The sequence below is a fragment of the Pseudoalteromonas sp. CuT4-3 genome (assembly GCF_035666335.1).
Lineage (GTDB): Bacteria > Pseudomonadota > Gammaproteobacteria > Enterobacterales > Alteromonadaceae > Pseudoalteromonas > Pseudoalteromonas atlantica.
Map to the genome: position 1 here is coordinate 1,092,819 of NZ_CP142030.1, position 13,197 is coordinate 1,106,015.

The 13,197-nt window shown below is 41.0% G+C and carries 12 protein-coding genes; 9 read left to right on the plus strand and 3 right to left on the minus strand.

Going from position 1 to position 13,197, the window contains the following annotated elements; genetic code table 11:
* Nucleotides 1-20: 20 nt before the first annotated feature.
* The gene (locus VOI46_RS04915) at nt 21-1,568 is read right to left on the minus strand and encodes a methyl-accepting chemotaxis protein (RefSeq protein ID WP_324738177.1); all 1,548 of its coding nucleotides are present in this window, start codon (nt 1,566-1,568) and stop codon (nt 21-23) included.
* 616 nt (nt 1,569-2,184) lie between these two features.
* Here VOI46_RS04915 and gshA point away from each other — a divergent pair.
* Both gshA and VOI46_RS04925 read left to right on the plus strand, forming a co-directional pair.
* Entirely contained in the window at nt 2,185-3,771 is a 1,587-nt protein-coding gene (gshA, locus tag VOI46_RS04920; protein WP_004587332.1) for a glutamate--cysteine ligase, read from the plus strand.
* A gap of 133 nt (nt 3,772-3,904) precedes the next feature.
* On the plus strand, nt 3,905-4,516 hold the full coding sequence (locus VOI46_RS04925; RefSeq protein WP_004587331.1) for a transglycosylase SLT domain-containing protein: 612 nt from the start codon (nt 3,905-3,907) through the stop codon (nt 4,514-4,516).
* A 61-nt stretch (nt 4,517-4,577) separates the two neighbouring features.
* Here the strand turns inward: VOI46_RS04925 and VOI46_RS04930 are convergent, their stop codons facing one another.
* Both VOI46_RS04930 and ccsA read right to left on the minus strand, forming a co-directional pair.
* The gene (locus VOI46_RS04930; protein ID WP_004587330.1) at nt 4,578-5,846 is read right to left on the minus strand and encodes a CNNM domain-containing protein; all 1,269 of its coding nucleotides are present in this window, start codon (nt 5,844-5,846) and stop codon (nt 4,578-4,580) included.
* 61 nt (nt 5,847-5,907) lie between these two features.
* Complete coding sequence (gene ccsA / locus VOI46_RS04935; RefSeq protein ID WP_004587329.1) at nt 5,908-6,714, minus strand: cytochrome c biogenesis protein CcsA; 807 nt, start codon at nt 6,712-6,714, stop codon at nt 5,908-5,910.
* A 253-nt stretch (nt 6,715-6,967) separates the two neighbouring features.
* Between ccsA and ffh the strand changes: the two genes are divergently transcribed.
* From ffh to tyrA, 7 genes are all read left to right on the plus strand, one after another.
* Nucleotides 6,968-8,347, plus strand: coding sequence for a signal recognition particle protein (gene ffh, locus VOI46_RS04940; RefSeq protein WP_004587328.1), 1,380 nt, complete (start codon nt 6,968-6,970; stop codon nt 8,345-8,347).
* Nucleotides 8,348-8,481: 134 nt separating this feature from the next.
* Entirely contained in the window at nt 8,482-9,618 is a 1,137-nt protein-coding gene (locus VOI46_RS04945; RefSeq protein WP_024602346.1) for an ISAs1 family transposase, read from the plus strand.
* A 214-nt stretch (nt 9,619-9,832) separates the two neighbouring features.
* Nucleotides 9,833-10,081 (plus strand): 30S ribosomal protein S16, encoded by a 249-nt coding sequence (gene rpsP / locus VOI46_RS04950; protein WP_004587327.1) that lies wholly within the window; start codon nt 9,833-9,835, stop codon nt 10,079-10,081.
* 17 nt (nt 10,082-10,098) lie between these two features.
* Nucleotides 10,099-10,635: a ribosome maturation factor RimM gene (gene rimM, locus VOI46_RS04955; protein WP_004587326.1), complete on the plus strand. Its 537-nt coding sequence runs from the start codon at nt 10,099-10,101 to the stop codon at nt 10,633-10,635.
* Entirely contained in the window at nt 10,635-11,402 is a 768-nt protein-coding gene (gene trmD / locus VOI46_RS04960; RefSeq protein ID WP_004587325.1) for a tRNA (guanosine(37)-N1)-methyltransferase TrmD, read from the plus strand. The genes rimM and trmD overlap by 1 nt, the downstream gene beginning before the upstream one ends.
* Before the next feature lie 33 nt (nt 11,403-11,435).
* A complete protein-coding gene (gene rplS, locus VOI46_RS04965; RefSeq protein WP_004587324.1) occupies nt 11,436-11,795 on the plus strand; it encodes a 50S ribosomal protein L19 in 360 nt (119 codons plus the stop codon).
* A 251-nt stretch (nt 11,796-12,046) separates the two neighbouring features.
* Nucleotides 12,047-13,180, plus strand: coding sequence for a bifunctional chorismate mutase/prephenate dehydrogenase (gene tyrA / locus VOI46_RS04970; protein WP_039972221.1), 1,134 nt, complete (start codon nt 12,047-12,049; stop codon nt 13,178-13,180).
* Nucleotides 13,181-13,197: the final 17 nt, after the last annotated feature.

Below are 13,197 nucleotides of genomic sequence, written 5' to 3' on the forward strand. Positions count from 1 at the left end.
AGGCGGCTTATAGCATTGCTTTATACTTTAAATGTATAAAGTAGGTTGTTTACTTTTTGAGAGCCGGCAACTAATTCTGCGGCATCTTTAGCAACGTCAAAACTTAAAGCTAAGTTTTCGTTACTCACCTCTTTTATATTATCTACATTATTAGCAATATCATGGCTCACCATCTGCTGCTCCTCTGCAGCCGTCGATATACTGTTTGTTAGCAATGCTATTTCACTAATTTGATTGAATATACTATCGAGCTCTTGGTGTGTTTGCTCGGTTGTTTGTACGCAGCCCTCAGCTTGTAGTTTTGTACTTTGCATTACCTTTGACCAATTAACCAATGTATCTTGTATATCTTTAATCGAGCTGTGAATTTGCCCCGTAGCACTTTGCGTACGAGAAGAAAGAGCACGTACTTCATCAGCAACTACGGCAAAACCACGGCCATGCTCGGCTGCTCTTGCGGCTTCTATTGCTGCATTAAGCGCTAGTAAATTGGTTTGCTCAGCAATACCTTCTATCTCATTCATTACTTGGCCTATTTTATCTGCTTCCTGCGCGAGGTTATTAGCCGTATTGGCTGCATGATCTACGTGAGTTGCCAGCTCAGATACCATTTTTTTGTTATCAGCAATATGTTGTTTTATATCCGCGCAGCTGTGCTGAGTAGAATTAACTTTGTCGGCGTTAGTTGTTGTACTATTCGAAATCTCACCAATAGTGGCGGTCATTTGCGCCATAGCAGTGGCGATTTGTGTAAGCTGTGTGCTTTGTGCCTCAATGCCTTTTTCGGTGAGCGTCGATTTATCATCTAGGTTTTCAGCAATGTTATTAAAGGCATAGGTAGCATCTTTTACGCGCCCCAATACAGTTCTGAGCTTAGCAAGTAACATTTGCTCTTTATAGTCACTCACACTTAGCGGTGAGTTATCGCAAAAAACATAGCGCGAGATAGAGTCAGAATGCTGTTTATAGGTGTTTAATTTAGCAGGGGTTGCCACAAGCTCTTGATAATTTAAGGCCAAAATAAGCACGCAAATTAATACGTTGATAACCGCTGCTATGGTTGAAAAGGCAAACCCACTCATTATTAGCCAGCTAAATACAATGGCTAACGTAAGCATTTGGCGCAAGTGTGTGCGTTCTTTAAAATTAAAAGCGGCTTTACCGCTATTTAATTTTTCGTATAGTTTATGGGCTGTTAAAACATGTTTTTTATCTGGTTTTGTACGTACAGATTGATAGCCAACTAACTGATCAGCTTCAAAGATAGGGGTTACAAATGCATCAACCCAGTAATAGCGCCCATCTTTACATCTATTTTTTACTATGGCGCGCCATGAGTGGCCGCTTTTTAGCGTACTCCACATTTCTTTAAATGCTGCTTTGGGCATATCTGGGTGGCGCACAATATTATGATTTTTACCAACGAGCTCCTGGGCACTAAAGCCTGCTACATCGCAAAATGCCTTATTTGCATACGTAATGACTCCTCGTAAATCGGTCGTGGATACCAATTGCTGAGCATCACTAAAGTGAACCTCTTCATTTATTAAGCTTTGATTATGACGCATGTTAGTTTTAACCATCCTTTTTAATTAACTTATCATTGTATTGGGTAAACAAAAGGAGGTGAAGTAAAGGCGCTGCGCTAAATAAAATTGTCATCAAAATTGCGACTTTTTATGATCTATATCAAATACTGCGTTTAAAATGTTAAAGCTTATGAAGTGTAATCTATTAATTCAGGGTCTTTATGTTTGGGGCGTGAGGGTTTTTGGTGGCTGAATTTACAGCAGTATGTTTGGTTTTTAGGCAAGGGGTAAGAGCAGGACGCGAAAGCTTTGTTCGGTTTTTACTTATTCTTACATGGAGGTAAGTCATTAGAATAACGCAGGGCAGTTATCGAGCCCATTAGGTTACAAATATCGCGCCGCAATTGAATCGCCCTTAGTTTGGACAAATTTCAATTCACAAAGGCCAACACGCCCTAGCAAAGCGATTGTATATTAGCGTGAGCAGTGGCAAGATTAGCTTGTTGGTTGATGCTTATTGTATCAAGCGCATGCTCAACAGGGTAAATAGCTAAAAATTTTGAAAAATTATATTGTTCTTAACAATTTAATCTTGAGTATGGGCAATTAGCCCCCATAACCCTAAGATTAAGCCACGTGGCCGAGGAAGCATTTTTTGACTATACATGATTTATCTAGCGCGCTAAACGCGTTATCAGCAACACCGCATCAGCACGCAATTAAAGGGATCAAACGTGGTATTGAGCGAGAGTCGTTGCGTATTAAAGGTAATGGCGCCATTTCCACTTTAGGACATCCTAAAGGCGTAGGTAGTGCATTAACAAACGGACATATTACTACCGACTTTTCAGAGTCATTACTTGAATTTATTACCCCTGTTAGTGAATCAGCGACAGAAACCTTAGCGCAATTAAAAGACCTGCAAAAGTTTACACTTGAGCACATGGGTGATGAGCTTTTATGGCCCATCAGTATGCCATGCTTTATTGAAGATCAAGACGATATCGTACTGGCTCAATTTGGTAACTCAAATACTGCGCGTATGAAAACCCTATACCGTGAAGGATTAAAAAACCGTTACGGTAGTATGATGCAAGCGATTGCGGGTGTTCATTTTAATATTTCTTTTCCAGAAACATTTTGGCAATCTTTACACACCTTAAAGCAAAGTGAGCAAAGCCTAGAAGCATTTATTTCGGATGGTTATTTAGCGCTTATTCGTAATTTCAAACGCGAGCTTTGGTTAATTAGTTACTTGTTTGGTGCCTCACCTGCATTATGTAATTCTTTTTTACAAGGTCGCAAAACTGACCTACCGTTTAAAAAGCTAGGTAAAGGCACACTTTATTTAGAAGCAGGAACCGCGCTACGCTTGGGTGATTTAGGTTACACCAACAGTGCGCAATCTTCATTACGCGTAATGTATAACTCGCTTGATGAGTACGTTGCTGGGCTTAAAAAAGCAATCAACACGCCTTCTGACTTATACGGCGATATTAATGACTACACCACAGCAACACCTAAGCAGCTTAATAAAAATATTCTGCAAATCGAAAACGAATTTTATTCGCCGATCCGTCCTAAACGTAATGCTAAAAGTGGTGAAAAACCAACGGATGCATTATTAAGAGCAGGTATTGAGTATGTTGAAATTAGAGCGCTGGATGTAAACCCGTTTAGTGAAACGGGCATTGATATAGAGCAAATTCATTTTTTAGATGTGTTTTTAACGTATTGTTTGTTAAAAGACTCTCCAGAAATGCAGTGGAAAGAGCAAGCCCGCAGCACTGAGAATTTAGATACAGTGGTTAATCAGGGGCGTCAGTTAGGTGTTATGCTTAACGACAACAACCAACAGCGTACGTTACAAAGTTGGGGGAGAGAAATTTTTGACCAACTAAGTGAAGTCGCTGAGCATATGGATAAGGCGTATGGAGTGACCTATTACAGCGAAACCATCGCACAAATGGCTACTTGGGTTGATAACCCAGCGCTGACTTTTTCAGGGCGTTATGTGCGCGAGCTAGAAAGTGCGGGTATAGATAACGGTTTATTTGCTATTCAATTGGCTAATAAATATAAGCAAAGCCATGCACAAGCCAACTACAATGTGTTTTCTAAAGAATGGCTAGAGCAACAAGTTGTTCTCTCAGATAAAGCGCGAGAAGAAATAGAGCGCGCCGACACGCTAAGCTTTACTGACTTTTTAGATGAATATTTTAATGCCAAAGCATCTGCTTAAGTTTTTTTAAGCAAAAAAAACGCAGCCCAAGGTGGCTGCGTAAATATTCTTCAGGGATGAAACAATGCTATACTGCTGCATTCATATACTCAGACCCACGCTTTTTTAAAAAGTTCAGTGAGATCTTATAAAAATGAAAAAAAATGCAATTATTTTATCTTTTGCCCTCTCTTTAGCTGGGTGTGCCACTGCGCCGCCAAAGCAACCTAATGATCTTTGTAAAATTTTTGAAGAAAAGTCAGACTGGTACTTAGATGCAAAAGATGCACAAGAAAAATGGGGCTCACCTAAACATATTCTTATGAGCATGATGTACCAAGAAAGTTCGTTTCGTCATGATGCCGCACCACCCATGGAGTATTTTTTATGGATAATTCCAACTGGGCGTGCCAGTGATGCTTACGGGTACTCACAAGCAAAAACTCCAACTTGGTCTGACTATATTCGTGAAACGGGTAACAGTGGGGCTGATAGAGATGATTTTGACGATGCAATCGACTTTATGGCATGGTTTGTTCATAAAACACATAAAGTAAATGGTATCTCTAAGTGGGATGCTTACGCCCAATACTTAAATTATCACGAAGGGTGGGGCGGTTATAAACGCGGTACCTATAAAAAGAAAAAGTGGCTAATGAGTGTTGCTAATAAAGTAAAACACCGCGCAAGCCGTTATGGTGCGCAGCTTAAACGTTGTGAAGAGGAGCTTGATAAAGGCTGGTTTGAGCGACTGCTTTTTGGCTAACTACATATCTTAAAAGCAAAAAAAGGAGCCAAGGCTCCTTTTTTTAATGCATTATTTACACTTACAACTTACGTTGATTTGGCTTAATTTTTACCTGTTTTATCATATTCTCTTTTACCTCTAACACCTCAACAGGGTAGCCGGCTATTTTAAGGCTTAAATTAGCATCTGGAATATCTTCTAGGTATTCTACAATTAAACCGCTGAGTGTTTTAGGACCATCAAGAGGAAACTCCCAGCCCATCTCTTTGTTTAGGTCGCGCACGTTAGCGCCGCCATCTACAAGGTAAGAGCCATCGCTTTGTGTGGTCACTTCTTCACTTGGCGTACGTGTTTGCGTGGTAGTAAAATCGCCAACCACTTCTTCAAGAATATCCTCAAGGGTTACGAGACCTTGTATGTCGCCATATTCATCAACCACTATACCAATACGCTCTTTTGATTGTTGGAACTTTAATAGCTGGGTATTTAGGGACGTCCCCTCAGGAATAAAGTAAATCTCACGTACTGCACGCAATAATGACGGTTTATCAAATTGCTCTTTGGTTAAAAGACGAAGAGCGTCACGCGAATGGATAAAACCTACCGCGTCATCAATATTGTCGCGATAAAGTAATACACGGGTGTGCTGAGCATGAGTTAATTGGCGGCTAATGAGCTTCCAATCGTCGTTAATATCAATCGCCACTATTTCGTTACGAGGTATCATAATATCTTCAACGGTCACTTGCTCTAAGTCTAAAATAGAGGTCAGCATGCTTTGGTGACGAGCTGGCAGTAATGCGCCTGACTCATTTACCACTGTTTTAAGTTCTTCTTTACTCATGCTGTGCTCATCTATTTGTGCTGAGCTGATACCAAATAGACGTAAAATACCGTTGGTCATCCAGTTAACAACAACCACAAATGGGAATAGTATTTTGAGTAACCCTTTGAGAATAATAGAGCTTGGAAAGGCTACTTTTTCAGGATACAACGCAGCAAGCGTTTTTGGGGTTACTTCTGCAAATATTAGTACCACTAGCGTTAACACACCGGTTGCAATACCAATACCTAAATCACCGTATAAACGAATACCAATGATAGTGGCTACCTGGGCGGCAGCGATATTTACAAGGTTGTTACCAATTAATATTAGGCCAATGAGTCTATCAGGACGGCTAAGTAATTTACTGACTCGTTTAGCTGCGCGATGTTCCTCTTTTGCAAGGTGGCGCAAGCGTATACGATTAATTGACATGATCCCGGTTTCTGAACCCGAGAAATAAGCAGAAAAAAGCACCAATAAACCTAAAATGATAAACAAGGTACTTGTCGATATGTCGTCCAACGATGGATCCTTTTTTTATAAACCAATGCGTATTAAGCTAGAGTGAGCTGACAGAGTCAAGTTAAAACTTATTTAACACCACTTCTTGTATAAAACGGCTGCCAAAATAAGCAAGTGTGAGGATAAATGCAGCGACCATGATGGTAATAACCACAGGTTTACCACGCCAGCCTTTTTTCATGTGCCCAAGCGCAACAGTGACAAAAATAACCCATGCGACAAGCGATAAAATGGTTTTATGGATAAATTCTTTTGCAAACATCCCATCTAAAAACACAAACCCTGTTAATAAGGCAAAGGTAAGTAACACCGTACCTAAGTTTAATAGTTGATAGAGCTGACGTTCTACCACCATTAATGGTGGCAAATGACTATGCACAATTGCTAAATCTTTACGTTTTAAGCGTTTATCAATAAAGTAAAACTGCACGCCGTATAAAGTGGCAATAATTAACACGCAATATGCTAACAGTGATAGCGATATATGTGTGATAAGGCCTATTTCAATATTAAAGCTTTGTAATAAAATATGGTGCGGTATAAACAAACTCGCAATGGTGAGTAGGGCTGCAAAGCCATAGACAACCGGTAACAGCAATGTAGCAGGGAACTTTAACGACACCGCAGTAACCGACACCACAATAACCCAGCAGGTCAGCAGTGCAACATTAACAATACTTAAATCTTGCCCGTCGGAGCGAAACACCGAATTAACCAACAGCAGCATGTGCGCTAGTATAGCCATGGTACTTAAAATAACCGTTACCTTTTGGCTGGGGCCTTGTTGATGAAACAGGCGTGTTAACACGTGAGACGTTGCTAACACATAAAATAAACTGGCAATAATAGTTAAACTAATAATCAGCATTGTGCTTGGGCCACTTATAATTAGAGTCAAATAATTCTTGTTGTTATAAGCACATTGTATTTTATAGCAAAGCAATTGCATAGACCTAAAAAAAGAAACTCAATAAGCTGTGCTTCAATACTGTATTGTGCGCCATCATTTACGGTATACTGTTTTTAATTGAAATTTAATACTATTGCTCCCATCTAATAAGTAAAATGCAAATAAGCGTGAGCTTATTGGGTCAATATAAACGTCTTATCGGAACCGTTACATGTTTGAGAACCTCCAAGAACGATTAGGTAAAACCTTAAAAAATATTAGTGGCCGCGGCCGTTTAACAGAAGACAACATTAAAGACACGCTACGTGAAGTACGTATGGCGTTTTTAGAAGCTGACGTTGCGCTGCCTGTTGTTCGCGAGTTTGTAAAGCAAGTTAAAGAACGTGCCGTAGGTGTTGAAGTAACTAAAAGCTTAAGCCCTGGCCAAGTATTTATAAAAATAGTGCGCGAAGAGCTTGAAAAAGCGATGGGTGAAGCCAACGAAGAGCTTAGCCTAAATGCACAGCCGCCAGCCGTTGTTATGATGGCTGGTTTACAAGGTGCGGGTAAAACAACCAGTGTTGGTAAGCTTGCTAAGTTTTTAAAAGGGCGTAAGAAAAAGTCAGTGCTAGTTGTTAGTGCCGATGTATACCGTCCGGCGGCTATTAAACAGCTTGAAACACTTGCCAGCGAAGTTGACGTGGATTTTTTCCCAAGTGATATTTCGCAAAAACCAGTAGATATCGCCACCGCTGCTATTTCTCATGCTAAAAAGAAATTTATAGACGTAGTTTTAGTCGATACCGCCGGCCGTTTGCACGTAGATAACGAAATGATGGGCGAAATTAAAGACCTTCATAAAGCAATCAACCCAATCGAAACATTATTTGTGGTTGATGCAATGACGGGTCAAGATGCGGCGAATACCGCTAAAGCATTTGATGAAGCGCTACCTCTAACCGGTGTTATTTTAACTAAAACAGATGGTGATGCACGCGGTGGTGCTGCTTTATCTATTCGTCATATTACCGGCAAGCCAATTAAATTTATGGGTGTGGGTGAACGTACAGATGCACTAGAGCCGTTCCATCCAGATCGTATCGCATCGCGTATTTTAGGCATGGGGGATGTACTTTCATTAATCGAAGAAGTCGAAATGAAAGTCGATAAGGAAAAAGCAGCTAAGGTCGCCGAAAAAGTATTTAAAGGCAACGGCTTTACCCTTGATGATTTTGCAGAGCAATTAAAGCAAATGAAAAATATGGGTGGCATGATGTCGATGCTAGATAAGCTGCCTGGTATGCAAAACTTACCCGATGCGGTAAAAGGTCAAATGGGTGACAAAACCTTCATTCAAATGGAAGCAATCATCAGCTCTATGACCAAACAAGAGCGTGCGCGCCCTGAGATTATTAAAGGCTCTCGTAAAAAGCGCATAGCCGCAGGCTCTGGTACACAGGTACAAGAGATAAATAAACTGCTAAAACAGTTTACGCAAATGCAAAAAATGATGAAAAAAATGAAAGGTAAAGGCGGCATGCAAAAAATGATGCGCGGCATGAAAGGCATGTTACCACCTAGAATGATGGGTGGCGGTGGCCCTAAATTTTAATATAGCGCTTAAATAGCCGCTATATAATGTATAACAAAAGGGCTAATTGGCCACGGCAAGATCATTATAAATTGAACTTATAGAATATGTAGTGATCAGATCAAGGCATAATAATCACCTTGGTCACGTAAAATATGAGCGCTACTTTTCTGAAACACTTTAATTCAATTACCGATCCTCGCATTGAACGCTGTAAAAAGCATGAGCTTATCGATATTCTCCTTTTAGCCATTAGTGCAGTAATCTCCGGTGCACAAGGATGGGAGGATATTGAAGACTTTGGGCATCTAAAACTTGATTGGTTAAAAAGATATGGCGCTTTCAACGCGGGTATTCCAAGACACGACACCATAGCCCGTGTCATTTGTCGGTTAAAATCAGATGAAATAGAGCATGCATTTCAATCTTGGATATCTTCACTTATTGAAACCACGGGTGCTGATATTATTGCTATGGATGGAAAAACTGCACGTCGTTCATTTACAACCAAAGATAGAAAAAGTGCTTTACATACCGTCAGTGCATGGAGCTGCCAACACCAGTTAGTTTTAGGGCAAACAGCCGTTGATAGCAAAACAAATGAAATCACAGCCATACCTGAGTTACTCACCATGCTAGATATTGAAAATAGCATCATTACACTTGATGCTATGGGCTGCCAGCAAGAAATAGCGAAACAAATAATTAAACAAAAAGCTGATTATATCCTAGCGCTCAAAGGTAACCATTCAGGTATGCAGAGTGAATTAGAAGCTTGGTGGCACAAGAGTGAGCGCGAAGGATTGACCAATAGCAACTATGATAAACATACCGAAATAAGCTCAGGGCATGGGCGCATTGAAACAAGGGTTTGTCAGCAATTGCTTATTGATAAAAGCTGGTTAGATAAAATCTACCAATGGTCTGGCTTAAAGAGTGTTATTCAAGTAACCGCTGAGGTTCACGATAAATCATCAGGTACAGACACGATAGAAACGCGTTGGTATATTAGTTCGTTAGCGTTAGGTGCGGAGCAAGCTCTTAATGCGGTACGAAGCCACTGGCAGGTTGAAAGTATGCATTGGATGTTGGATATGAACTTTAGGGAAGATGAATCAAGAATCCGTAAGAAGCAAGGACCCCTTGTTTTTAACGTAATGAGAAAAATAGCCATGGCGTTATTTAAACAAGATACAACTAAAACAGCCAGTATGGCGAGAAAAAAGAAAATGGCAGGGCTAGACGATGATTATCGCTCAACCCTGTTAGAATCTGGGATTAAAATGCGCTAGCCGTGGCTAATTGGCCCTTTTTTGTTGAATAAATTATGCGCGTGGTGCATGATAATCTATTAATTGTGGCTCAGATCACAATTTAACCTACTAAAGTGGCTTTTTGCTTCACTTCTTACTTGCATTGTTGCTAAAAACTCGTACAATTCCCCAGCTCCCCATACTGGGGAGTAAATCTTATTAATGAAAACAGTCAATCTATTTAGAGGACGGTATGGTAACTATTCGTTTGCAACGTGGTGGCGCTAAAAAACGCCCTTTCTATCAAATTGTGGTTGCGGATAGCCGTTTCTCGCGTGACGGTCGCTTCATCGAGAAAATTGGTTTCTTTAACCCAATTGCTTCAGGTCAAGAAGAAAAACTTCGTTTAGATTTACCTCGTGTTGATCACTGGGTAGGTCAGGGCGCAGGTCTTTCTGATCGTGTAGCTAAGTTAGTTAAAGACGCTCGTAAAGCGGCTTAATAGGCGTAAGTGTAACCATGAGTCAAGAGAACACCTCATCAATTATTGTCGTAGGAAAGCTCGGTGCCCCATATGGTATAAAGGGCTGGCTTAAGGTACATTCATTTACTGATGATCCCCAAGGGATCTTCGATTTCAGCCCGTGGTTGATAGGGCAACAAGGTAAATGGCAGACCTTAGAAGTGGTCGACTGGCGTCGCCACAACAAAGGCTTTATCGCTAAAATTGCACAAGTAAACGACAGAGACGAAGCAATGGCTTATACCCATGCAGAAATATCTGTTGATTCAGCGCAATTACCAGAACTCCCGCAAGGCGAGTTTTATTGGCGAGATCTCATTGGCATGTCGGTTGTAACTGATAAAGGTTACAATTTAGGCACTGTTGATGACCTGATGGAGACAGGATCGAATGACGTACTGGTTGTTAAGGCAAACAGTAAAGATGCATTTGGTCAAGCTGAGCGTTTGATTCCTTTTTTAACTGATTCAGTAATTAAAGAAGTTAAATACGAAGCGAGAGAAATTACCGTAGACTGGGATCCTGGGTTTTAATGACTCAAACTAGTTCATTATGGGTAGGGGTGATAAGCCTTTTTCCAGACATGTTTGATGCTATTACACACCAAGGTGTCACTGGTCGCGCAGTGAAAAATGGCTTAATTGACTTTAACTGCTGGAATCCACGTGACTATGCTTTAGATAAGCACAGAACCGTAGATGACCGTCCTTACGGGGGCGGCCCAGGTATGTTAATGATGGTTGAACCATTAAAACAAGCCATTCTTGACGCTAAAAAAGCGGCAGGTGATGGCGCAAAAGTAATTTATATGTCCCCGCAAGGGCGCAAATTAGATCAGCAAGGGGCTAGCGAACTCGCAAACTCTGAAAAGCTGATTTTGATTGCCGGTCGCTATGAAGGTATAGACGAGAGAATAATAGAGTCATACGTTGATGAAGAATGGTCAATTGGTGATTTTATTTTGAGTGGTGGTGAATTACCTGCCATGACATTAATTGATGCAGTAGCGCGATTAGTGCCAGGCGTGTTAGGTCATAACCAGTCAGCAGAGCAAGACTCATTTTCGGATGGCTTGCTAGATTGTCCTCACTATACACGGCCAGAAACATTGGACGACAAACAGGTGCCTGCTGTACTACTCAGTGGAAACCACCAAGAGATTGCAAAATGGCGGCTTAAGCAGTCATTAGGCAGAACTTGGCTACGACGTCCTGACTTGTTGCATAACCTAGCTCTGACTGAGGAGCAAGCGGTATTACTCGCACAATTTCAGCAAGAGTACCAAAAAGCTTGTGGCTAGAAGACAGTTACACCTAGGAAAGTGAGAAACATAATGGCAAAAGTAAACCAAAATATTATTAAAGCGCTTGAAGAAGAGCAGCTTAAAACAGACGTACCAGCATTCGGCGCTGGTGATACAGTAGTTGTACAGGTACGTGTAAAAGAAGGTAACAAAGAGCGTCTACAGGCCTTTGAAGGTGTTGTAATCGCTAAGCGTAATCGTGGTCTTCACTCAGCATTCACAGTTCGTAAAATTTCGAGCGGTGAAGGTGTTGAGCGTGTATTCCAAACGCACAGCCCTCTTATTGATAGCGTAACAGTTAAGCGTCGCGGTGCGGTTCGTCGTGCTAAGCTTTACTACCTACGTGAGCGTTCTGGTAAATCTGCACGTATTAGAGAAAAACTTAACTAATACGCGCTGTTTATCAACGCAAAGAAAACGGGTTGCAGCCTCACGGTTGCAACCCGTTTTGGTTTTCAAGCATTAAATAACATACTACCTCTTCACAAAAGCATCCCTCTGTATTAAGTAATCTTCACTCGCGTTGTTACATTAGCCTTTTAACCCATACTTGATCCTGTTAGTATTTAACGTATTGATTAGTTTACTTAAATGTAAATATATATTTACGAAATGAGTTGTTTATAGGTGGAATGAGAAACGTGGCTGAATTAAGTGATTTATCACAATTACGAGATGGCATAGATGAGTGCGATGCGCAATTAGTTGCTTTACTTGCAAAGCGAAATGCAATAACCCAAAAAATTGGTGCTATTAAGCAGCAAAATGGCGCCCCCCTGCATGCCCCTGAAAGAGAAGCTACTTTGCTAGCTGCTCGACGTGATGAAGCGATTAAACAAGGAGTCAGCCCTGAACTTGTTGAAGACATATTAAGGCGCATGATGCGCGAAGCCTATCAAAACCAACAAGCTAAACTTGCCTGTGCAGCCCCTGATTTATCACCTATTGTAATTGTAGGTGGGCAAGGGGCAATGGGCCAGTTATTTGCTCAGCAGTTTATTCGTTCAGGTTATGAAGTTAAAATTTTAGATAAAGATCAGCAAAACGATGCTAAAGCCGTTTTAGCTGGCGCAAAATTAGTGATGATCAGCGTGCCTATCAATGCACTTGAGGCCGTTGTTGCTAAGCTACCTAAACTTGATGATGACTGTTTGCTTGTTGATATTACCTCAGTTAAGCAATCACCCATTAAGGCATTAAAGGCGGCGCACTCTGGGCCCGTTGTTGGTTTACACCCTATGTTTGGCCCTGATATTTCTCACTGGGTTAAACAAACCGTTGTTGTGTGTGAAGGCCGAGCGCATGATGCTGCAAAAGGCTTACTGCAGCAGTTACAAGTATGGGGTTGCCAACTTGTTGAGCTAGATGCTAAAAAGCATGATGAAGCTATGCAAATAATACAAGTAATGCGCCACTTAACGACCTTTGTTTATGGGCAGTTTTTAGCAAAGCAAAGCCATACGCTTGAGGAACTAAGGAGCTGTTCGTCTCCTATTTATCAGTTAGAGCTGATGATGGTAGGGCGCTTATTTGCGCAATCTCCTGAGCTATATTCAGATATAATGTTGGCCCAGTTTGATAATGTTGAGAGTTTATTAGCGCAGTATCAAGAGACCTTTGCACAAACTCTTGAAAAGCTAAAAGCGGGAGATAAAGGCGCACTCATCGATGCATTTGCTGATGCTAAAGCGTATTTTTCAGACTCGACCGCGCACTTTTTGACGCAAAGCCGTAGCCTGCTAAATAAAGCAAATGACGCCAAGGTATTAGATTAAAAGGGTTAAAAATGTGT